Below are 21,461 nucleotides of genomic sequence, written 5' to 3' on the forward strand. Positions count from 1 at the left end.
AGGGGAGTGCTTTACCACCCAACTGGTGTTTCAACGCTATCTCACGATTCCCCTCCAAATCTCAGCGGAGCGACAAGCGCTCAGATTCTAGGCAAAGCCGCGCACCGGAGCGGAATGTACTAAAGTACATGAGCACTGGAGCACAGGCTTTAACGACGAAGGTGAGTGCTTGTCGCTCCGCTGAATGACTAGACGATTTCGGAGGCCTGCGACACCTTACAAATATCAGCACCTATACCTTCTAATTTTTCGATAATGCGACCGTAGCCTCGTTCAATATGTTCAACGCCATGGATTTCCGTAACACCATCTGCAGCAAGACCCGCGATAACAAGTGAGGCTCCCGCGCGTAAATCTGATGCGGTTACTGTAGCGCCCCTAAGCTGCGTTGGACCTGTGACTATGGCTGCACGGCTTTGAAGTTTGAAGCGGCCACCCATGCGTTTTAGCTCATCGATATGTTTAAAACGGCTTGGATAAATAGTGTCTGTTACAACGCTACTTCCGTGGGCACCGGCTAATAACGCAGTCATCGGTTGTTGTAAATCGGTTGGAAAACCTGGATAGGCATAGGTTTTGATATCTACTTTTTTCAGGGAACCACTCTTCCCGATGTAGGCAGAATCTTCATCCATTTCAATGGATACGCCGGCTTCGACGAGTTTCGCTTTCACTGCTTCCATATGAGCTGGAATAATGTTTTCGACCTTGATTCCAGAGCCCGCTGCTGCTGCTAAAATCATAAAAGTTCCTGCTTCGATGCGATCAGGAATAATCGTGTGACGGCATCCGTGGAGTGTTTCAACGCCTTCAATACGGATAGTATCTGTGCCAGCACCTTTTATTTTTGCTCCCATGCTAGTAAGGAGAGTCGCGACATCGATAATTTCTGGTTCCTTGGCTGCGTTTTCGATAACTGTTTTTCCGGTCGCTTTTACAGCGGCAAGCATGATATTAATGGTCGCGCCAACGCTAACAACGTCTAGATAGATCCGGGCACCTTTTAGTTCATCCGCACGTAAATAGATGGCTCCTTGCTCATTTGTGACCGTAGCTCCCAATGCCTCGAATCCTTTAATATGTTGATCGATTGGACGCGGGCCTAAATAACACCCACCAGGAAGCCCGATAACCGCTTTTTTGAAACGGCCTAGCATCGCACCCATGAGATAATAGGAAGCGCGTAATTTTTTTACATTGCCGTTTGGTAGTGGCATATCCATTAAATGAGACGGGTCAATTGTGACTGCATCTGTGTCAGCATGAATCGTTCCGCCAAGTTCTTCTAAAATTGCATATAATGTGTGTACATCGGATATATCGGGTAAGCCTTCAATGGTAACATCTGAATCAGCCAGAATTGTAGCAGGAATAAGCGCCACAGCACTATTCTTAGCACCATCCACACGCAACGTCCCAGATAATTCTCTTCCACCTTTTATTACTAATTTCTCAATCATACCGTTCCTTCTTTCTAATTAAAAAGATTTCACTTGTTGCTAATTATCCCTGATATTGAGGAAATTTGCAAATATTGAAAAGCTGAAGAAGCCCGTTAGACCCGAAAAAGCTTGGAGCGACCGCAATGAAAACCCACTCTTGGTTTTTATGGAGGGCGCGAAAGCTTCGAGGGGCTGGCTTCTGAAGCTGGATCCGGAAGCGCTGGTCTTGACGCAGCACATGGATTACATGCTCACTTTCGTTCTCATGCATATTGGGCTTCTAATTCAGCTCAATACGCTTCTTAAGAATCCCAACAAAGCTGAAACGGCCCGTTCAGCTCCGACAAAAACTGGAGCGGCTACCAGAAAAAGCTGGTCTTGACGCAGCGCATGGATTACATGCTCACTTTCGTTCTCATGCATATTGGGGTTCTAATTCTCCATTCCTCAAACCCCTCCACTATCCAAATCCACATCATATATATAATCCAATTGTTTCCGCTGTGCTGAGACTGGTGCTAAGCGCATCCCCATATTCCGCACCTTACATACAAACGGCGCCTCCAATTGCGCAACTTTTCCGATCAGCCGTGAGCGCTCTGTGATTTTCTTTATTCTGCCGACCCTCGCTTGGCTGAATGCCTCGAAAGCTAGCTCCACATTATCGATTTTTTTCAAATAATTGCGCAAAATAATCGCGTCTTCCATCGCCTGACAGCCACCCTGTCCCAAATTAGGTGTCATCGCATGTGCCGCGTCTCCAATCAAAACTACACGCCCTTTTGCAAAACTTTTCATAGGCTCCAAATCAAAAATATCTCCACGTATCAGCTTATCTGGATTTGTAGCTTCCAGTATGTCCCGAATCGGCTGATGATAGGAACCAAAACGCTCTACGAGATGCGATAATTCATATGCTTGATGCGCAATGCTGTTCTCAGAAGCCCCAACTACCGCAAACCAATATGTTTCCTGGTTTGCCAGAGGGACAATTCCTACGCGTCCTTTTGTACCCCAAGTTTCTGTGAATAGCTTTGTATCTGCATCTTTCGGCCAGGTTTTAGCAACGCCGCGCCAACAGGTGTAGCCCGCATAACGAAGCGGCTGTTTGCCAAAAATACGACTCCTCGCAACAGAATGAATCCCGTCTGCAACGATTGCGTAATCCCCGCGAACCTCAGAGCCATCTTCCATTTGTAACGCAACTCCTGAAGCGTTCTGCACCAAATCTCGACATCTGCTCCCTAATCTTAGCGTACCTTCTTTCAAAGCATGTAACAAAATTCCCTGCAAATCGCCTCTATGTATCGCATAAATCGAGAAAGCAGACTTCTCATCATCTAATTTCGTAATAGCTTTTCCAGCCTCATCCACAATTGCTATTCCTTTCGAGCTGACATTTCCCATCGCCTTTACTTGGTCGGCCAAGCCTAGTATCTCTAACGCTGACATCCCATTTGGCGCCATTGTGATACCTGCCCCAACTCGTTTTATTTCCTCAGCCTGCTCATAAATTTCTACAGAAAAACCGGATTGTTGTAGTGCTATACCTGTCATCAAACCGGCAATTCCACCACCTATAATTAAAAATTTATCTGCCATTTCTCGCACTCCATTCTTTGTATGCGTTCTCTTTTTAAGTGTATCAAGCTTTGGGAAAATTGGATATCCGACTTTTGGTATATGTATTTGGGTTCGGCTGTCTTGACTTGGTGCATAAAAGGATTACTTACTCTCATGCATATTGGTACTGTCATTCACTTCATTTAAACAGTACCCACAAAAATAACGAGCCGAAATTTGGCTCGTTATCATCATTTAGTATAAAATTATGCTTTGCCGTTTGAACCAAATTCTTGGATCTTAGCAACAACCGTTTTAACAATCGCAGCTTGGCCAGGTCCGATAACTTTACGTGGATCGTAAACTTTATCGTCTGTAGCTAATTTTTCGCGAACAGCGGCTGTCCAAACAATTTGGCATTCCGTGTTAACGTTGATTTTGCTGTGACCGTGTTCGATTGCTTGTTTGATTTGGTGTTCAGGAATTCCAGAACCACCGTGTAGTACTAGAGGAGCACCAGTTAATTTCGAGATTTCTTCCATTTCTTTGAATCCTAGAACTGGTTCGCCGTGGTAAGGACCGTGTACAGAACCTAGTGCTGCAGCAAGTGCATCAATGTTAGCTTCTTTAACAACACGTAAACATTCAGCAGGATCAGCGTAGTTGATTCCACCTGTTACGCCGTCTTCTTCGCCACCAACAGTTCCAACTTCGGCTTCAACAGAAACGCCTTTTGGATGTGCGTAGTCAACAACTTTTTTAGTCATTTCAACGTTTTCATCGATTGGGTGATGAGAACCATCGATCATAACTGATGAGAATCCTGCATCGATTGCAGCTTTACAAGAATCAAAAGATGAACCATGATCCAAGTGAATTGCAACTGGTACAGTGATTTTTAGGTCATGCATAAGTCCTTCAGTCATTTTAACTACTGTAGTAAATCCGCCCATGTATTTTGCTGCTCCTTCAGAAACACCAAGGATTACAGGGGATTTTTCTTGTTCTGCAGCTTCTAAAATAGCGCGAGTCCATTCAAGGTTGTTGATATTGAATTGACCAACAGCATATTTACCAGCTAACGCTTTGTTCAACATTTCAGTCATACTAACGATAGGCATAATACATTTTCCTCCTCAGGAATATAAGAGGTCTCGAGCATACATCGGGTAAATCGGCGGAATACAAACGCTTTCGCTCGATTTGTGTAAAGCCACGTTTACGTCCTACCCAATTTCCATGGTTTGGCGGTCTTCGGCTTTATTCGAGTTTGCTTTAGACTCTTACAAAATTTGATTTTCTGCTGTGAAAAATAACGGTTGCTATTTTTCCTAACACTGTAATAATACCAGATTTGTGAGTAGTTTACCATAGTGAAGGTCGATATTTTTGATGTAATCGTTTTATTTCTGTAAGCGATGCTCGATTCGGGTTGCATCTGCCAAAATTGCCAATTTTTCTGGTAAAACTTCCAAGCTGTATGGCGTTTCGCCTCCGTATACCCCGTCATAACTTATATTCAAACTCGTATCGCATTCGATTTCTACGTGTTTTGTTTTAACGTATACCACATCTTCGCTTTCGAGATGGGAACCGTTCTTAATAGAAGCAAGCAACTTGAGTAGTTTTATTGGTGAAACCTTTTCCAAAATTAGTAAATCCAGATATCCGTCGTTCAATAAGGCTGGTGGGCACAGTTTTTCCATGCCTCCAACACTGTTTGTTAGCGCGCCAAATAACAACAGGATTTCGCCTTCGAATACGCCTTTATCGTGTGTTATTTTTACTTGTTTTGGTGCTAATTTCGGTAATAGTGATATTCCGCTTACTAGGTAGGCTAGGCGTCCGATTTTATTTTTCATCGATTCTTTGACAGCATACGTGATTTCGGTGATTTTCCCGCCGGCTGCATTATTGATGAAATACTGATCGTTTGCTTGCCCCACATCCACTTTTATCGTCGCACCGGCTGCAATAATATGCAAAGCTTCCACTGGGTCTTTCGCCATCCCAAGTGCGCGCGCGAAATCATTTGTTGTTCCCACTGGTAAAACGCCAAAAACAGGTTGCGTCGGCGCTTGCATTAGCCCATTAACAACATCGTTTACCGTGCCATCTCCACCCGCCGCAACAATAAATGCAAAACCGTCTAATACACCTTGCTTCGCGATTTTAGTCGCACTTTTTGCTTGTTCTGTTGTTGGAATCAAGGTGACGTCGAACCCCGCCGCTTCCAAAACTTGTTCTGCAACTGGCATCAGCTTGTGAAACTTGCGCTGCCCAGCAACTGGATTATAAATAATTAACATCCGCTTTAACATCTGTTTTCCCCTTCTCCCATGCAGTGATAGTCTTAGTTTCTTATTTTCCTTCTTTCTTGTCAAACTGGGCGCCTCGAAGAAATATTTTTCATGTAAAAAATTTGACGCAATATGTTCCATTTTTTTATATTTAAGAGCATATTGGTCACTATTAATGCAATATATTTTTCTAAATGACTTTTTTGACGTTATTTCGACATGAAATTGTAGGTAATTTGTCAATTTTTGAGTTGGATCTCCTAAAACTGTTGGTATCACTCGCCATTACGGTCCTAATCAGTAGTTACATTCGCTCAAATTGGACACAAGATAGGGAAACTCTATTGACTCTCTTCTTGATTTTCTACATAATAGGAGTATTCTTTGTATACGTGGGGAATATACTGAAAGCATCCAAGTTTATGCTGTATAGTTTTTATTACCAAAGGGGACTTTTTTAGAATGGAGATGGACAATTGAAGACTTTATTAAAATCAGTTATTGTGACTGTCGGGCTGACAACTGTTGTTTTACCGATATCAGTCCTAGCTGATGAACAACAACCTGCTGATAATAGCGCGGTCACTGCAAAAGATGGATCACAAACGATTCAAGATGATTCAATCTATGTACCAAAAGCAGAACGAGAAGGCACGTTCACCGGAGATTTACATGCCGATGAGGAGCAGGAAGCACCAATCCCTGATCGTAGCCGAGTTTTAAACGCAAAAGCTGCCTATCCAAATGTGAACAACTATATCAAATCAAATAATTTTGCAAACGCAAAGTTAAGTAGCCAGATTCAATCGCAGTTCACGAAATTCAACTATCGCAATGGTTACGGTAAGCCAGAAGGTGTTGTCTTGCATGAAACGGCTAATCCGAATTCAACGATTCAGAACGAAGTTGACTACATGAGTCATAACTGGGAGAACGCTTTTGTGCATAGTTTTGTCGATAAAGGCAATATTATTCAAATTCACCCAACCGATTATGGTGTTTGGGGCGCAGGACGTTTTGCCAATGCTCGCTTTGTTCAGTACGAACTGGTGGAGCACAATACATTTGATGAATTTGCACGTTCGATTAATAATTATGCCTATTACACGGCCTACATCCTAGATAAATATAAATTACCGATTGATAGCGCTGAAACAGATGGTGTTGGAACGGTTTGGACGCATAATGCTGTCAGTAAATATCTTGGTGGCACAACGCATACCGATCCAATTGGCTATTTCAACAAATGGGGCTACAGCTACAATGAGTTCCTGGCACTTGTAACTGAGAAATCCAAAACGTTTAGTAAAGATACCATTCTTTCTAACGTTCCTTTTGCAGCGACAACTTACGCCAATGTCAAATCTGCGGCTGGAAACACGGTTTGGTCGGCACCTTTTAATACAGCAGGAGCCAAAGAAGTAAATCCACTTTCCACTTATACTGGCAAAAATTTAAAACTGTTACGCACAGCAAAAACGCAAAGTGGTACGTGGTATCAATTTAGCATTGACGGTCGGACAATCGGCTGGGTGGAAGATAAAGCGGTAACTGCTTTTTACACACCTAGTATGGAAAAAACCGCGAATCTAACGCGCTATGTCAACGTTCCTACAGAATCCATTTATTACTTCCCAGTTATAGATAGCTCGATGCGTAAAGGAACATTAGCTTCTTATACGAATAAACCGTTGCTTGCAAATAAGCAAATCACACTAAACGGCACATTATGGTATCGCCTAATGAATGGATCCGAAGCAGTCGGCTGGGTTCGCGCTTCAAGCCTGACAACAACCACTTTCGATCAAATTGCTTACGATAAAGTAATGGGTGCTACGACTTATGCGAGCGTTAAAACAGCGACCGGCAATAATGTCTGGACCGTACCAAACGGAACACTTGGAGCTAAAGTTGTCAATCCACTTTCTAGCTACAACGGTAAAAACCTAAAACTTGTTCGTGAAGCCAAAACAAGCAAAGGTATCTGGTACCAATTTGCCATCGATGGTAAGACAATTGGTTGGGTAGACAGCAAAGCCGTATCTATTTTCTACACACCAAGTATGGAACAAACGGCTAATCTACCGCGTTATGTCGCACTTCCGAAAGATTCTATTTATTACTTCCCAGTAGTTGATAGTTCCATGCGAAAAGGTGATTTGACGAAATATCTGAACTTGAAGCTAACGGTTCATAAACAAATCAAGGTTAACGGTACGCTCTGGTATCGCCTAATAAATGGCTCCGAGTCGATTGGTTGGGTTCGCGCAATGAGCGTTACGCCGACTAATTACGACCAACCCGTTTACAACAAAACGTTGACCGCTTACGGTAAAATGAAAACAACAGCCGGTCAGTATATTTGGAAACTAGTTCCGAACACATACGGTATAAATTCTAAAATTGCACCACTTTCCAATTACAGCGGTAAAAAGCTCCGCATCTTGCGTGAAGCTAAAACAACTGGCGGTCTATACTACCAAATCAGTTCAAACGGTCAACTTCTTGGCTGGGTCAATGCAAGTGCCCTGACGAAATTTTATGATGGTGCGATTGCCGAAAGACCAGTAAATCTAACGAAAAAAGTCGCCAATACAGCTGGTGTACTGTATTCGTTCCCAGTTGATGATCCTCCGATTAAAGTTGGAACACTAGCTAAATTTGCTGGTAAAACTTTAACTGCAGATCGTCAAGCTAACATCGAAGGAAAAGTATGGTACCGCCTCAAGAACGGCAATGTCGTTATCGGTTGGACGTTAATGGCAAATATTAAATAACATGAAAAAGCAGTAAATCCACGTTAAAAAATGGATTTACTGCTTTTTTCTCGTCTAGAAATTAAAATTGTCAGGATCCGGGCCTGTGCGTTCATTCTGATTCAAACTATCAATCAGCTTCATTTCCGAATCTTTCAACTCAAAGTCAAAAATATTCGCATTTTCAATAATACGGTTTTGGTGAACTGATTTTGGAATCGTTACGATACCATGTTGCAAATCCCAGCGTAAAATGACTTGCGCGACTGACTTCTCATAGATTTTAGCGATGGAATTAATGACGCTATTATCAAGGATTTTGCCACTGCCAAGCGGACTCCATGCTTCTACTATGATATTTTTATCCGCACAATATTTACGCAACGGTTCTTGAGATAAGAACGGATGCAACTCAATTTGATTCACCATTGGAGCAATTTTTGCTTCTTTTAATAATTCATCCAAATGGTGCTCATGGAAATTACAAACACCAATCGCGCGTACTTTTTTATCTGCATATAATTTTTCAAAGGCACGCCATGTATCGACAAACTTGCCTTCTACTGGCCAATGAATTAAGTATAAATCGATATAATCTAAGCCTAATTTCTCCAGACTCGTGTCAAAAGCAGCTAATGTTGATTCATAACCTTGATCCGCATTCCATAACTTCGTCGTTACAAAAAGGCTATCGCGCGCCACGCCAGATTCCTTGATTGCGCGTCCCACGCCTTCCTCATTTTTGTAAGCAGCTGCCGTATCAATGCTCTTATATCCCGTTTCGATCGCCCACTTCACGGAATTCACTGCCTCTTCTCCATCATTCACACGCCAAACGCCAAAACCAAACTGCGGCATCTCCACGCCATTTGCAAGTGTTACCGTATCATTAATGTTCATTTTACCAGCCTCCCGATTTCTATTTACCTCTCTACTATACACCTAATGCCCCCCAGAGATGCAAGCCTTAAGCCTCCTAATTCTGGACACAAAAAAACCACCGCGGAAAAAGGGGGAAACCGCGATGGTTAAAAAGGGAGTTTTGTCGGATAAACAACTACTAAAAAGGGGGAAAAGTAATTGCTATCCTCTTTACATTCTCTATAATACAAGTCGTACATGATAACCCATCAAGAATTAGATGAGAAATTCATGAAAAATTTATTTCGGTGTTTATAAATCTTTTTTTGCAAAAATACGTAAAGAACAGAATAGCGATATCGTATAGGCTAAAATAGAAATAATCAGAAAGAGACCTGCAAGCACATTGTTCGATATATGCATCAAATACTGTAGCAGCCAATGACCAAATTCAGATTGATACATAGCCACTAGCAGCACGCCTAAAAGAACAACTAGAGCTGTATACATATAACTCAATCGCTGAAACCCAAGCCAGTAGTAACAAGGCAGAACAATAGCAAAAAAGAAACATAGTCCAGCAAAAACAAAACCTATCGAAATAAAATGTTCCGTTATCCCGCCTCTATTTCCAATAAATAAACCAATAGTTAATGTGACTATAAAAATGAAAAGCATAGCAAAAATCATATATGCCAAACTAGATACATATTTCGAGATAACTACCTTTGCCCTTGAAATCGGCCAACTTACTATCAACCCACCGCCACTTTTATCATCATAGCTAAGTGCTGCAAAAATAGGAGCCATTGAGATCATAGTCGCCCCTAAAGCATAGAGCACCCATGTTACAAAATCTTGGCTCATCCATAAAGTTAATAGCGCCACTACAAAAATAAGATAGTATGCCACTACTTTTGTCTGAACACGAAAATCTTTTCTTATTAATGCATACAATATAATTCCCCCCTTATAAATCTGTGAATCCTAAAACTCGAATGGAGAGGCGCATTGATACCAGATAAAGTATCATCATCAATCCAAGCAGTAGCATTAGTATCGAGCTATATCCCCATTCTGCAATCCATTTTATAACTCTCTGCACACTCGGGAGACTTGTTAGGAATGTCAATAAAACATAAAAAATAATCAATCCGCTCAATACATATTTCATCGAGTCGTAGCCAAGCCAGAAATATATTGGAAAAAGGAGCGCTGTTACACCGAGTACTATCACCAAAGCAGTCCCCGTGCTCACAAAAAAATCCGCTATCGGAATAAGTGTCCACATGACAATACTTGTTACGATGTACAGAAATACTATCGCTGTAAGCATACTAATTATCGTACCGATGTAACGCGCCATCACAACATCTTTTCTACTAACTGGCAAAGAAGTCACAAATAACAATGTATGGTTATCTTCATCTCTACTGATCGATTTGGCTATAAAACTTCCACCTGCAACCAAAACTCCCAACAACAAGAAAATAAACGCTGGCATTCCGATATTAGCGCCAAACATCACAATAAATAATAACAATACCGCAAGTAATATAATCGAACCTCGTTGAATCATCACATCTTTCCAAATCAATTGCCACATCTACATTACCCCTTGTCGTCTCTTCTTAGTAGCTTGGACTGTGTAGTACATAATGTCCTCTATGGTCGGTTTTTCAAAAATAACTTCATCACCAAAATAGAATCTAGCTTCCTCCACTTGTTTGGACAATCCTTGGAATCCCAACGTTCCAATTTCCACATCAACAAATAAACTTTTAGCCTCACTATCCAATAAATCTTGATCGCCCTTAACAATTACATATTGCTCCAATAAACTATCTTTCTCCTCGCTGAAAAATACTCGTCCTTCATGTATATAGGTAATAAAATCAGCCACTCTTTCTAAATCGGCGGTTACATGCGTGGAAAAAATCACAGATACTTCTTCCCTCATCACAACGGTTTGCAAAACACTAAGCAACTCGCGCCGCACAATTGGATCAAGTCCCGCAGTAGGTTCATCCATAATAATCAACTTCGCATGATGACTGAGAGCAATCGCAATACTGTATTTCATTTTCATTCCTTTAGAAAGCACTTTTATTTTCTTGTTGCTTGGAAGTTCGAACATCTTCATGTAATTCTGATATGCTGCCTCATCCCAATTCTGATAAAAAGGCGCAATAATCCGTTTCATTTGCTCACAGGTCAAATGCTCATAGAAATGGTTCTCATCGAAAACAAAACCAATGTCTTGCTTTATTTCTTCCATCGCATCTTTCGTATTCTTCCCAAAAATAACAACATCCCCATTATTTTTCTGCACTAAATCCATAATTATTTTTAATATCGTACTTTTTCCCGCACCGTTCACACCAATCAGCCCCATAATGTAGCCTTTTGGTAATTGGAAAGAAATATTTCGCAAGGTAAAATCTTTATATTTTTTCGAAACACGCTTTACTTCTAAAATATTATCCATACTCTACTCCTCCTCTGCCAACGAATCCATCATGTCACGAACATCCTTATATGTTAGTCCCAAATCCTCTGCTAACTGCAATATTTGAATTATCTTTTTTTCCAAGTCCTTTACCTTATATTCCCGAATTAGTGCCATATTTTGATTAGAGACATAGGTACCTTTCCCAGCGACAGTCTGAATAAAGCCATCATGTTCCAGCTCCTCGTATGCGCGCTTCGTTGTAATAACACTGACCTGTAACTCCTTCGCCAATGCTCTAATTGAAGGTAATTGGTAATCCCCAACTAATTCGCCATTGATAATCTGGTTGCGAATCTGTGAAGCAATTTGCTCATAAATCGGCAATCTGGACGTATTCGTAATGATTATCTTCATACGCACCTCCACATAATTGTATATATAACATATATACAGTATACACGGATAAGCTACATATTGCAATCCTAAGAACGCAAAAAAAAACAAGCTGGCGGGGGAACCAACTTGGGAAAAAGGAGTTTAGATATCCTATTACTAAAAAGGGGGAAAAAGTAATAGCTACCTTGTTTACATTTACTATATTACATGAACCGTCTAACATTGTGAGGAAAAACACATGAGATTTCCATTAGAGTTTATATTCTATTCATGCGAACTACCAATATGGAATTTCTTCTTCGTCAATAAGAAAATCGATAGCCCAAGCAACACAACGATAAAGCACAGCGTAACCATTAAATTCCCTACAAAATAATTCTTTACGCCGCCCATCATAATCATGTTAGTCGCATTCGCACTCAAATAAGCAGGATTGAAGATTTGTGCCCATCCCGAAGCTCCACTCACCAATTCTAGAATAATCGCGACACCAGCTCCTATCATCGCGACAACCGCTGTGCTACGAAATACGATTCCTAAAATGAGCACTACCGAGACTATAAATAACAACCATACAAAATAAATGCCAAATCCGGCAAAAATGCTTGCCATCTGAATTCCACCGTACAATAAGTAAACATAATAATATGCCGCAAAATATCCTAACCCTAGCGAAATAAACACTAATAAGGCTTGAGAAAAACATTTTGCTAAAATATACTGCCATGCTTTTACAGGCCTTGTTAAAATAAACGCCAGCATCCCATTATTTTTTTCAGAAATAATCGCGCCCATCAATGCCACAATCAAAATAATAATTCCAAGCTGATCGAACTGCGAAGAAAGCGTTCCAGCCATCACTTGTTGCGCATTCACAACTCCCATCAAATCAGCAATTGCCGCCCCCTGCTCACCGCCATCGCCACCCATTGCCCCCATAATTTCAGGCAAATAATACATCATCAGCGGTTGCATCATACCAAGAATCGCAAACACAATCGGCAACCAAATCCATTTCAAACTCCGCCACTGTTCCATCTGCTCTTTTAGAAAAAGCGTCATCACATTGTTCATTTGCCCACCATCCTTAAAAAGACGTCTTCAAGCGTCTCCTCGGCTTGACTCACACTCGTCCAAGCAATTCCAGTCGCCATAAGCACACGCAAAATAGCTTCGCGCGCCGCATCCGCATCTTCCTGATAGTACAAGTATAACGCGCCATGCTTATGCTCTACTCGACTAATCGCTGCCTCGTCCATAATCAAGCGCTCAAATTTCGACGTCCCTATCTCACCTTTTAAAACGAAAACAGGCGTCGCATTCGCTTGAACTAGACGAACAATCCTATCATCTGCCACAATCTCGCCATCTCGAATAATGCACACACGTTCACATACTTCTTCAACATCCGCTAATATATGCGTAGAAAACAAGAGCGTCGTCTCACCTTTCAAAGACTGAATCAACTCAATAATTTCACGACGCCCAATCGGGTCAAGCGCTGAAACAGGTTCATCCATAATCAATAACGCCGGTCGGTGCAAAATCGCCTGCGCAATCCCCAATCGCTGCCTCATTCCTCCTGAAAAAGTAGCAATTTTCTGCTTCGGCGCCGCATCCAGTCCAACTTGCATCAAAACCTCGGGTATCCGTTCCGCCAAAGCCGCCTTGTCCATACCAGAAAGTTTCCCCATGAACTGCAAAGCATCCGTTGCTGTCATCCAACCATAAAAATTAGGATACTGCGGCAAAAAACCAATTTGCGCTTTCATCTTCGTATTTTCTCCGCCACAAATATGAATCGTCCCGCTATCCGGATTTATCATATCCACAATCATCTTCAAAATCGTTGTTTTCCCAGCCCCGTTAGGTCCAAGCAAAGCCACACATTCCCCAGCCTCTAACTGAAAAGCAACATCCTTTACAGCCTGATATGCATCAAATCGCTTCGATAAATTCGTAATCTCCAATATTTTCTCCATCATCGATAATCCTTCCTACCAAAAATAAAGTAAATAATCGATCCAATTGTAGTAACAAACAAAATAACCACCAACCAAATAACTGGATTTTGCCGGCTGTTCCAATGACGAATTAAATCTACCAAAGCTGTTACTAATAATATTACGTACAAAATAAAAATTGGTGCTAATAGGGCTAACGTATTTGACATCATGCTCATCCTTTCCAAAATCATCTGTTATACAAATGATATAACAGATGCATATAAAAGTCAATACAAAAAAGCCGAGGATACACATCACGCATATCGCTCGGCTTCAAAAAACTTATTCTTTCAATGATGCCGCAATAAAATCATGGAATAGACGCTGCGGACGAGTTGGACGTGAGATGAATTCTGGATGATATTGACAAGCCACGAACCACGGGTGATCCGTAATCTCCACAACCTCAACAAGACGACCATCTGGACTCGTTGCTGATACTGTCATTCCTGCATTTTCTAACTGTTCGCGGTACTCATTATTGAACTCATAACGGTGACGGTGACGCTCTTCAACCAACGTCGCGCCATAGGCTTCCGCTGTTCTTGTACCCTCTTTAATTCGTGCTGGATAAAGACCTAGACGCAATGTTCCACCCATATCCTCCACATGTTTTTGCTCTGGCAATAAATCAATAATCGCATGCGGTGTTTTCGGATTGATTTCCGCAGAATTTGCATCTTCCAAGCCCATCACATTACGTGCATATTCAATCGTTGCCAACTGCATACCCAAACAAATACCGAAATACGGCACTTTATTCTCACGTGCAAATTTAATCGCAGTAATTTTGCCTTCGATGCCGCGATCTCCGAAACCACCAGGAACTAGGATACCATCCGCATGACCAATTTTTTCTTGGACATTCTCAGGCGTAATTTCCTCTGAGTCAACCCAGTCAATTTGAAGCTCAGCATCGTTCGCATAACCCGCATGACGCAGTGCTTCTGCTACAGAAAGATACGCATCCGGTAACGCAACATACTTACCAACCAGCGCGATACGAACTTTTTTCGTCAAATTCTTCACTTTATGGACAAGCTCTTCCCATTCAGACATGTCAGCAACAGGTGCCTCCAACTGCAAGTGATCCAATACAATCTGGTCCATTTTTTGCGCTTGTAAAGAAAGGGGGACATTGTATAACGTGTCCTCATCACGCGCCTCGATAACTTCTGACGCTCTCACATCACAAAATAGCGCGATTTTCTCTTTCATTTCTTGAGAAACAGGTTGCTCCGTCCGAACAACAATAATATTCGGCTGAATACCATAGCTACGAAGTTCCTTCACACTATGTTGCGTCGGCTTCGTTTTCATTTCGCCAGCAGCCTTAATATAAGGAATTAACGTTGTATGAATGTACAGCACGTTTTCTGCACCAACATCGCTCTTAATTTGGCGAATCGCCTCAATAAACGGTAACGACTCAATATCTCCAACCGTTCCGCCGATTTCCGTGATAATAATGTCAGAATTAGTCATACGAGCCGCACGGAAAACACGATCTTTCAGTTCATTCGTGATATGCGGGATAACTTGCACCGTTCCGCCAAGATAATCACCGCGACGCTCTTTCTTAATAACCTCGGAATACACTTTCCCCGTCGTTACATTGCTGTACTTGTTCAAATTAATATCGATAAAACGCTCATAATGACCTAAATCCAAGTCAGTTTCCGCACCATCATCCGTGACAAAAACCTCTCCATGTTGATATGGGCTCATCGTCCCAGGATCGACGTTAATATAAGGATCAAATTTTTGAATCGTTACACTAAGTCCTCGGTTTTTAAGTAGTCTACCAAGTGAAGCAGCCGTAATCCCTTTACCAATCGATGAAACGACGCCACCTGTCACAAAAATATACTTTGTCATTGTTCTAAAATCTACTCCTTTCGCCTTATCGAAATTTATTTTCGGGGTGGAGAACCTTTGCTTGCAAAATTTCATTGCTAAAAAAAGAAAATCACCAATAGCATCTCTATACTTTTGGCTCATACTTCTAACGTGCGGCAAGTTTCACCACACAAAAAGAAAACGCCCACTTACTCGTCTTGCAAAGTAAGGGAGCGCAATATTTATATCCGTCCTTATAAAAAGGAGCCCAAATAAAATATTACATAGATAGCGCAAATAAGTCAACCCTTTATTTCATGAAAACGCCCTCAAGCATTGCAACCAGAGGCTAAAAATATTTTTCAATCGATTTTCATTTCTTCACACAAAAAACCTGCCTCTTGATTCAGAAGCAGGTATGCATTTTTTTACTTTTCGAATTCATCTTCAAATTCACTATCGTCTTCAACAATAGTTGTCAGATCTCCTTCGATACCATCTGGTAAGTGACCTTCTTCTGGATCATCGTCATCACTAACAAGACCATCTGTAAGAACTACTTCTTCTTCTCCAAGTTCCTCTACCACATCGTCTTCTTCGTAATCGACATCATCGTCAAGAATGTCCTCATCGATTTCTTCGTCATCATCGTCGTCATCGTCTGATTTACGTTTCTTCTTAGGTTTTGTCTGCGTTTGAACTTCTTCGTCAATCGCATCGATCGGATACCACGCACGTAGTCCCCAAGTATTATTACCAAGAGAAATAAAATTACCCTCAATATTCATATCCGTGTAAAATTGAACAAGTCTCTCTCTTACTTCGCCTTCGCTTAAATCAAGAAACTTCGTAATCTCATCCACAATCGCTTGGAATGGCATTACTTCTCTTCTTTTTTCAAGAACATAGTGCGCCACTTCAATCAAAGATAACTCTTTACGTTCTTCTTTTGTCAATTGGCTTAAATCCAAAGCTGGCACGCCCCTTCTATAATAAAAAATAATTTCCTAAACTGCATTTTTCTGACTCTATCTATTCTACATGTAAATGACGCTGAACACAATAAAATTATAACATACTCTGAAATAATCCTTATATCACTTCCATATTCATAACTTTGTCAGGGCACAATAACCAATGTAAAACAGCAAAATCGCGAGCAATAGTATCGGGATAGAGCCTAATTGCATGCTATATAAAATCGCCGTCGCAATGACAAGCATCAAAAAAATAATACACATGAAAATGATATAGCGCATAATTCGCAAAACCCCGATCTAAAATTTTTCTAGTGCTCGTCTTGTCAAAATAACTTTCTAATTACATTTTTTCTGGTGCAGAAACACCAAGTAATGTAAGTCCATTACGCAACGTGATTTGAGTTGCTTTAATCAAAGCAAGGCGTGCTTCTGAAACCTCTTTATTCTCCATATCCAACACCTTATTAGAGTTATAAAAACGATGGAAGGCAGACGCTAAATCATTCAAATAGCGAACGATACGGTGTGGAATTCTTTTCTCTGCAGCCTCCGCCACAACATCTGGAAATTCACCTAATACTTTCAATAAGTTGTAATCCATCTCAGAATTCAACAAAGCAATATTTGCATCCTTACTCAAAGCAAAGCCTTGCTCCACCCCTGAGCGTAAAATACTCGAAATCCGAGCATGTGCATATTGTACGTAATAAACTGGATTTTCAGTAGACGTCGATTTGGCAAGACCCATATCAAAGTTCATATGTGTATCTGAACTACGCATCGCAAAGAAATAACGCGTCGCATCCAAGCCAACTTCTTCAATCAAATCGCGCATCGTTACTGACTTACCTGTACGTTTGCTCATCTTCACTTGCTTACCATCCTCGTAAAGGTGAACCAATTGGATAATCTCTACCTCAAGGTGATCTGGGCTGTATCCCAAACTCTCGATAGCAGCACGCATCCTAGGAATATAACCATGGTGATCCGCTCCCCAAACATCAATCAGAACATCAAATCCACGCTCTAACTTATCTAAGTGGTACGCAATATCTGGTAAGAAATACGTGTAACTGCCATCCGATTTAATAAGCACGCGGTCTTTATCATCACCAAATTCTGTTGTCCGAAGCCAAGTGGCACCTTCCTCTTCAAAAATATAGCCATTATCACGAAGTTTGGCTAACGCAGGCATAATTTTATCGTTCTCATACAGTGTCGTTTCCGAGAACCAACTATCAAAATGAACACGGAATTCCGCCAAATCTTCGCGTAGTTTTGCTGTTTCAAAAGCCAATGCTTCTTTACGGAACAACTCCCGTCTCACATCAACATCTTCATTGACATACTTATCTCCGTATTTTTCAGCTAATTGTTTTCCAAGATTAATGATGTCCGAACCACGATAACCATCTTCGGGGAACTCTGCGTCAATATTTAGCGCCTCTAAATAACGAGCTTCTGTCGACAAAATTAAATTATTAATCTGGTTACCTGCGTCATTGATATAGTATTCACGAGATACACTGTAACCTGCCATCGTCAAAATATTGGCCAATGAATCACCAATCGCCGCGCCCCGTGCATGGCCTAAATGTAGATCTCCTGTTGGATTCGCCGAAACAAACTCAATCTGAAACTTCTTGCCTTTGCCCGTATCACTTGCACCATAAGTATCGTCAGCATCCATAATGACAGGTATTAAAGCCGTCAAGTAAGCATTATCTAAGTAAAAATTAATAAACCCTGGTCCAGCAATCTCTATTTTATTGATTAGCGTATGGGTTTCTCCAATTGCCGCTACAACCGTCTCTGCAATAGCTCGCGGTGCTTTCTTGGCTACGCGCGCCAATTGCATAGCGATATTGGTAGAATAATCTCCATGTTGTTTGTCCTTAGGAACTTCCAATAAAATAGATGGTACCTGCTCTTGCTCAATACCCAATCCTTGTACCACTGCTTCTTTAATAATTGCGATTAACTCTTGTTGACTTTTTTGACTAACATTCATTCTTTATCCTCCTCTAAAATCATCGAGACATCAAAAATTCCAATGTTCACACCTCTGTCTAACAACTCATACTGAAAGTTAATTTTCCCAGAAAAAAGATCTTCCTGTACGTAAACTTCTTCCATATTCAAAAGCTCAGACTCCATCATCAGTTTACCGACACCGTAGTCTACGCTGACCGTGCTACGCTTACGCTCTCTGAAAAAATGCATGCGCATATTCACGGCACCACTTCGCATCAACAGAACTTCTTGATCTGTTATTTTCAAAACGGTCCTAATAGCCCCAGCTTCTTGTTCTTCTTCATAATGAAGGTAACGACTTCCCGTGGTATGATCCAAATAAAACACACCAGATAGCGTTAACTCCGTACGTTCCTCTTCCATTTCCTGCTTAGAAATCGTCTTTAAACGCAACTGTACCGGCGTCTTTTCCTTATTACTCACGCTTTAAAGTCCCCCCATATAATTTCGAATGCACTACATTATAGTGAAAAAAAGGCTAAAATGCAACCTCAAATTTGAAAAACAAAGTAATAGAAACTTGCCATTTCCCCCGTTATCCAAGGAATAAGTGTGTTAAAAATTGGCGATATCGTATACTTCGAAAGCGGTGTGATAACTAAAATCAAGAAAAACAACAACGCGTAATTCTCATAACCCTGTACCTTCAATCGCCATTTCAAAGGTAAAAACTCCGACACAATTTGATATCCGTCTAATGGTGGTAATGGTAATAAATTAAAAATAAATAAGATCACATTCAGCGACACGAACAAATTGAAGAAGGGCAAGATAATCTGTGAATAAGCCACATCCATTTGTAAAAATAAAAAATAAAGTCCTACTCCAATAAAAGCAAGCAACAAATTACTAACTGGACCAGCCAAGCTCACTAACACACTTCCAACTCGTCGATGCTTCATTTTATACGCATTAACAGGTGTCGGTTTGGCCCAACCAAATCCAGCGATAATAACAAAAATAAAACCAATCGGATCAATATGTTTCAACGGATTAAGCGTAATACGTCCCTCATTCTTCGCAGTATCATCGCCAAATAACAAAGCAACCCAAGCGTGCGCCAACTCATGTATCGTAAAAGCAATCAAAAGCGTCACAATGACGTAAGGCAAATCTTGCAACGGATAGGCTAAAAAATTGTCCATGAATAATCTCCTTCTGTATTGTAGTACTTCAATTATGTTATAATACACTCATTAAATCAATACTTAGGAGTGAATTTCATGCCGTTCGTAACAATAAAGTTTCTAGAAGGCAGAACAGATGATCAGAAAAAAGCGGTCGTAGCAGACGTAACAGAAGCTGTTTCGAAAAATTTAGGTGCACCAAAAGAAAACATCCACGTGATTCTAGAAGAAATGAAAAAAACAGATTATGGCGTAGCTGGTGTTCGGAAATCTGACATTTAAGCACTAAACTCTTTTCCACTAAAAGCGTTGCATCACGTTCTGCTTCTGTAGCAAACTATGATACAGCACTTTTTTTCAGCGCTTATATTCTTTCAAAGAATGCGCATGTATCAAACTTACAATTTCCTCCGAAATAGCGGCATTAATGCGTCCGCTCTCTATAAAATCAAGTGGATAGTACAGCTTAATATCCACACGTCTCTTACCAGCAATAGCCTCCACTATAGAAGATTCCGTCGATAGTTCATGCAATTCTCCGTTCGGCATTAATAATTGAATAGGCGACCTCCCAGCGACGTCTCCCGGCTCATATAAGTCATATGGTAAATCTGATGTCGAGTCAATCACCAAATAGTATTCTGGATCAATATCCGCCTGCTCTAGCAACCCCTTCAACTTCAAATAAAGTTCCGCGTCCACTTTTGAATCATAATTAATATATTGCAACAATCTTCTATTTAAAAACCGACTACATAAATCACTCAAAATAGCATCCTCTTCGTACTGCCATACTGAAAAGAAATACATTAATACCGTATCGTCGAGCGTAATATACTCCTCTAACGAAACATCGCGATTCAAAAACGGTAACAACTGCACTGGCGTCTGCGCAAAATGATAGTCTCTTTCATGTAAATTCTGCGCACGCTCTAGTATTTTCCACAGAAGAACCTCCGCACTCCTACTCACCGGATGAAAATAGACCTGTTGATACATCTGGTAACGGCTTACAATATAGTCCTCCACCGCATGCATTCCTGAAGCTTTAATAATAACCCCATTACCATCCGGACTGGGACGCATCACACGCATAATTCGTTCCATATCAAAATTTCCATAACTAACCCCGGTATAATAAGCATCTCGCAACAAATAATCCATCCGATCCGCATCAATTTGACTGGAAATCAACTTAACGAGCGTCTGGTTCTGATAGGTTTTATTGATAACCGCGGCCACTTTCTCTGGAAAATGTATCCCCGCTCGCTCCAAAACAGTTCGCACCTCGGTATTCCCTGTTATAATTGCCATCGTATAATGTTCATGATCCGTGCTAAAAACCTTCTCAAAAGCATGTGAAAACGGGCCATGTCCTAAATCATGTAACAATGCCGCGCACAGGGCTACCAATCGTTCTTCATTATCCCACTGAATCTCATTCGCAAATGTTCCTTCTACAATGTGTCGCGTCACCTCATACACACCTAACGAATGATTAAATCGACTGTGCTCAGCCCCGTGAAAGGTAAGCGAGGTGGTGCCTAACTGATGTATTCTGCGCAATCGTTGAAATTCTTTTGTCGCTATCAAATCCCAAATAATTTGGTCAGAAACATGCACATATCGATGTACAGGATCTTTAAATACTTTTACTTCTGGTAATTTCGTCTCTAAATATGTCACATGTCATCTTCCCTCTCTA

General features: G+C 41.0%; 21 protein-coding genes. 2 read left to right on the plus strand and 19 right to left on the minus strand.

All coding sequences use genetic code 11. The features are described 5' to 3' along the window. Window positions 1-188: 188 nt before the first annotated feature. From HCJ66_RS03930 to HCJ66_RS03945, 4 genes are all read right to left on the minus strand, one after another. Window positions 189-1,460 carry a UDP-N-acetylglucosamine 1-carboxyvinyltransferase gene (locus tag HCJ66_RS03930; RefSeq protein ID WP_187131990.1) on the minus strand — a complete coding sequence of 424 codons (1,272 nt, stop codon included), beginning with the start codon at window positions 1,458-1,460 and terminating at the stop codon, window positions 189-191. Between the two features lie 429 nt (window positions 1,461-1,889). Then, window positions 1,890-3,044, minus strand: a complete 1,155-nt coding sequence (locus tag HCJ66_RS03935) for an FAD-dependent monooxygenase (protein WP_187131991.1) — start codon at window positions 3,042-3,044, stop codon at window positions 1,890-1,892. Between the two features lie 227 nt (window positions 3,045-3,271). Further along, on the minus strand, window positions 3,272-4,126 hold the full coding sequence (gene fba, locus HCJ66_RS03940; RefSeq protein WP_181676354.1) for a class II fructose-1,6-bisphosphate aldolase: 855 nt from the start codon (window positions 4,124-4,126) through the stop codon (window positions 3,272-3,274). A 282-nt stretch (window positions 4,127-4,408) separates the two neighbouring features. Further along, window positions 4,409-5,326: a diacylglycerol kinase gene (locus HCJ66_RS03945; protein WP_187131992.1), complete on the minus strand. Its 918-nt coding sequence runs from the start codon at window positions 5,324-5,326 to the stop codon at window positions 4,409-4,411. Window positions 5,327-5,781: 455 nt separating this feature from the next. Here HCJ66_RS03945 and HCJ66_RS03950 point away from each other — a divergent pair, with 455 nt between their 5' ends. Then, a complete protein-coding gene (locus tag HCJ66_RS03950) occupies window positions 5,782-8,082 on the plus strand; it encodes a GW domain-containing glycosaminoglycan-binding protein (protein WP_187131993.1) in 2,301 nt (766 codons plus the stop codon). 54 nt (window positions 8,083-8,136) lie between these two features. Here the strand turns inward: HCJ66_RS03950 and HCJ66_RS03955 are convergent, their stop codons facing one another. The 14 genes from HCJ66_RS03955 to HCJ66_RS04020 form a co-directional block, all read right to left on the minus strand. Then, on the minus strand, window positions 8,137-8,961 hold the full coding sequence (locus tag HCJ66_RS03955; RefSeq protein WP_187131994.1) for an aldo/keto reductase: 825 nt from the start codon (window positions 8,959-8,961) through the stop codon (window positions 8,137-8,139). Window positions 8,962-9,234: 273 nt separating this feature from the next. Then, window positions 9,235-9,879: an ABC-2 transporter permease gene (locus tag HCJ66_RS03960; RefSeq protein WP_187131995.1), complete on the minus strand. Its 645-nt coding sequence runs from the start codon at window positions 9,877-9,879 to the stop codon at window positions 9,235-9,237. Window positions 9,880-9,892: 13 nt separating this feature from the next. Beyond that, window positions 9,893-10,528, minus strand: coding sequence for an ABC-2 transporter permease (locus HCJ66_RS03965; RefSeq protein WP_187131996.1), 636 nt, complete (start codon window positions 10,526-10,528; stop codon window positions 9,893-9,895). Further along, a complete protein-coding gene (locus HCJ66_RS03970) occupies window positions 10,529-11,401 on the minus strand; it encodes an ATP-binding cassette domain-containing protein (RefSeq protein WP_187132106.1) in 873 nt (290 codons plus the stop codon). 12 nt (window positions 11,402-11,413) lie between these two features. Continuing rightward, entirely contained in the window at window positions 11,414-11,788 is a 375-nt protein-coding gene (locus HCJ66_RS03975) for a GntR family transcriptional regulator (RefSeq protein ID WP_187131997.1), read from the minus strand. 246 nt (window positions 11,789-12,034) lie between these two features. Further along, a complete protein-coding gene (locus tag HCJ66_RS03980; protein WP_187131998.1) occupies window positions 12,035-12,844 on the minus strand; it encodes an ABC transporter permease in 810 nt (269 codons plus the stop codon). Beyond that, window positions 12,841-13,755, minus strand: coding sequence for an ABC transporter ATP-binding protein (locus HCJ66_RS03985; RefSeq protein WP_246438548.1), 915 nt, complete (start codon window positions 13,753-13,755; stop codon window positions 12,841-12,843). The genes HCJ66_RS03980 and HCJ66_RS03985 overlap by 4 nt, the downstream gene beginning before the upstream one ends. After that, window positions 13,752-13,946 carry a PLDc N-terminal domain-containing protein gene (locus tag HCJ66_RS03990; RefSeq protein ID WP_425489610.1) on the minus strand — a complete coding sequence of 65 codons (195 nt, stop codon included), beginning with the start codon at window positions 13,944-13,946 and terminating at the stop codon, window positions 13,752-13,754. Before HCJ66_RS03990 ends, HCJ66_RS03985 begins: the two co-directional genes overlap by 4 nt. A 112-nt stretch (window positions 13,947-14,058) precedes the next feature. Then, the gene (gene pyrG / locus HCJ66_RS03995) at window positions 14,059-15,654 is read right to left on the minus strand and encodes a CTP synthase (protein WP_187132000.1); all 1,596 of its coding nucleotides are present in this window, start codon (window positions 15,652-15,654) and stop codon (window positions 14,059-14,061) included. Window positions 15,655-16,043: 389 nt separating this feature from the next. Further along, the gene (rpoE, locus tag HCJ66_RS04000) at window positions 16,044-16,586 is read right to left on the minus strand and encodes a DNA-directed RNA polymerase subunit delta (protein ID WP_187132001.1); all 543 of its coding nucleotides are present in this window, start codon (window positions 16,584-16,586) and stop codon (window positions 16,044-16,046) included. 138 nt (window positions 16,587-16,724) lie between these two features. Then, window positions 16,725-16,874: a hypothetical protein gene (locus tag HCJ66_RS04005; protein ID WP_187132002.1), complete on the minus strand. Its 150-nt coding sequence runs from the start codon at window positions 16,872-16,874 to the stop codon at window positions 16,725-16,727. Between the two features lie 61 nt (window positions 16,875-16,935). Next, window positions 16,936-18,606 (minus strand): arginine--tRNA ligase, encoded by a 1,671-nt coding sequence (argS, locus tag HCJ66_RS04010; RefSeq protein WP_187132003.1) that lies wholly within the window; start codon window positions 18,604-18,606, stop codon window positions 16,936-16,938. Beyond that, window positions 18,603-19,052 (minus strand): YwiB family protein, encoded by a 450-nt coding sequence (locus HCJ66_RS04015; RefSeq protein ID WP_425489611.1) that lies wholly within the window; start codon window positions 19,050-19,052, stop codon window positions 18,603-18,605. Before HCJ66_RS04015 ends, argS begins: the two co-directional genes overlap by 4 nt. A 68-nt stretch (window positions 19,053-19,120) precedes the next feature. Then, window positions 19,121-19,774, minus strand: a complete 654-nt coding sequence (locus HCJ66_RS04020; protein WP_187132004.1) for a site-2 protease family protein — start codon at window positions 19,772-19,774, stop codon at window positions 19,121-19,123. 78 nt (window positions 19,775-19,852) lie between these two features. On the opposite strand from HCJ66_RS04020, the gene HCJ66_RS04025 reads away from it, so the two are divergent. Next, the gene (locus tag HCJ66_RS04025; RefSeq protein ID WP_036094230.1) at window positions 19,853-20,038 is read left to right on the plus strand and encodes a 2-hydroxymuconate tautomerase; all 186 of its coding nucleotides are present in this window, start codon (window positions 19,853-19,855) and stop codon (window positions 20,036-20,038) included. 75 nt (window positions 20,039-20,113) lie between these two features. On the opposite strand, the gene HCJ66_RS04030 is transcribed toward HCJ66_RS04025, so the two are convergent. Continuing rightward, window positions 20,114-21,442 (minus strand): HD domain-containing protein, encoded by a 1,329-nt coding sequence (locus HCJ66_RS04030; protein ID WP_187132005.1) that lies wholly within the window; start codon window positions 21,440-21,442, stop codon window positions 20,114-20,116. Between the last annotated feature and the right edge of the window lie 19 nt (window positions 21,443-21,461).

Source organism: Paenilisteria portnoyi, assembly GCF_014322795.1.
Classification (GTDB): domain Bacteria; phylum Bacillota; class Bacilli; order Lactobacillales; family Listeriaceae; genus Listeria_A; species Listeria_A portnoyi.

Excerpts from the sequence above, each read along its gene's own strand:
- HCJ66_RS03930 (WP_187131990.1), bottom strand. The coding sequence starts at position 1,460 with ATGATTGAGAAATTAGTAATAAAAGGTGGAAGAGAATTATCTGGGACG.
- HCJ66_RS03935 (WP_187131991.1), bottom strand. The coding sequence starts at position 3,044 with ATGGCAGATAAATTTTTAATTATAGGTGGTGGAATTGCCGGTTTGATG.
- fba (WP_181676354.1), bottom strand. The coding sequence starts at position 4,126 with ATGCCTATCGTTAGTATGACTGAAATGTTGAACAAAGCGTTAGCTGGT.
- HCJ66_RS03945 (WP_187131992.1), bottom strand. The coding sequence starts at position 5,326 with ATGTTAAAGCGGATGTTAATTATTTATAATCCAGTTGCTGGGCAGCGC.
- HCJ66_RS03955 (WP_187131994.1), bottom strand. The coding sequence starts at position 8,961 with ATGAACATTAATGATACGGTAACACTTGCAAATGGCGTGGAGATGCCG.
- HCJ66_RS03965 (WP_187131996.1), bottom strand. The coding sequence starts at position 10,528 with ATGTGGCAATTGATTTGGAAAGATGTGATGATTCAACGAGGTTCGATT.
- HCJ66_RS03975 (WP_187131997.1), bottom strand. The coding sequence starts at position 11,788 with ATGAAGATAATCATTACGAATACGTCCAGATTGCCGATTTATGAGCAA.
- HCJ66_RS03980 (WP_187131998.1), bottom strand. The coding sequence starts at position 12,844 with ATGAACAATGTGATGACGCTTTTTCTAAAAGAGCAGATGGAACAGTGG.
- HCJ66_RS03985 (WP_246438548.1), bottom strand. The coding sequence starts at position 13,755 with ATGATGGAGAAAATATTGGAGATTACGAATTTATCGAAGCGATTTGAT.
- HCJ66_RS03990 (WP_425489610.1), bottom strand. The coding sequence starts at position 13,946 with ATGATGTCAAATACGTTAGCCCTATTAGCACCAATTTTTATTTTGTAC.
- pyrG (WP_187132000.1), bottom strand. The coding sequence starts at position 15,654 with ATGACAAAGTATATTTTTGTGACAGGTGGCGTCGTTTCATCGATTGGT.
- HCJ66_RS04005 (WP_187132002.1), bottom strand. The coding sequence starts at position 16,874 with ATGCGCTATATCATTTTCATGTGTATTATTTTTTTGATGCTTGTCATT.
- argS (WP_187132003.1), bottom strand. The coding sequence starts at position 18,606 with ATGAATGTTAGTCAAAAAAGTCAACAAGAGTTAATCGCAATTATTAAA.
- HCJ66_RS04020 (WP_187132004.1), bottom strand. The coding sequence starts at position 19,774 with ATGGACAATTTTTTAGCCTATCCGTTGCAAGATTTGCCTTACGTCATT.
- HCJ66_RS04025 (WP_036094230.1), top strand. The coding sequence starts at position 19,853 with ATGCCGTTCGTAACAATAAAGTTTCTAGAAGGCAGAACAGATGATCAG.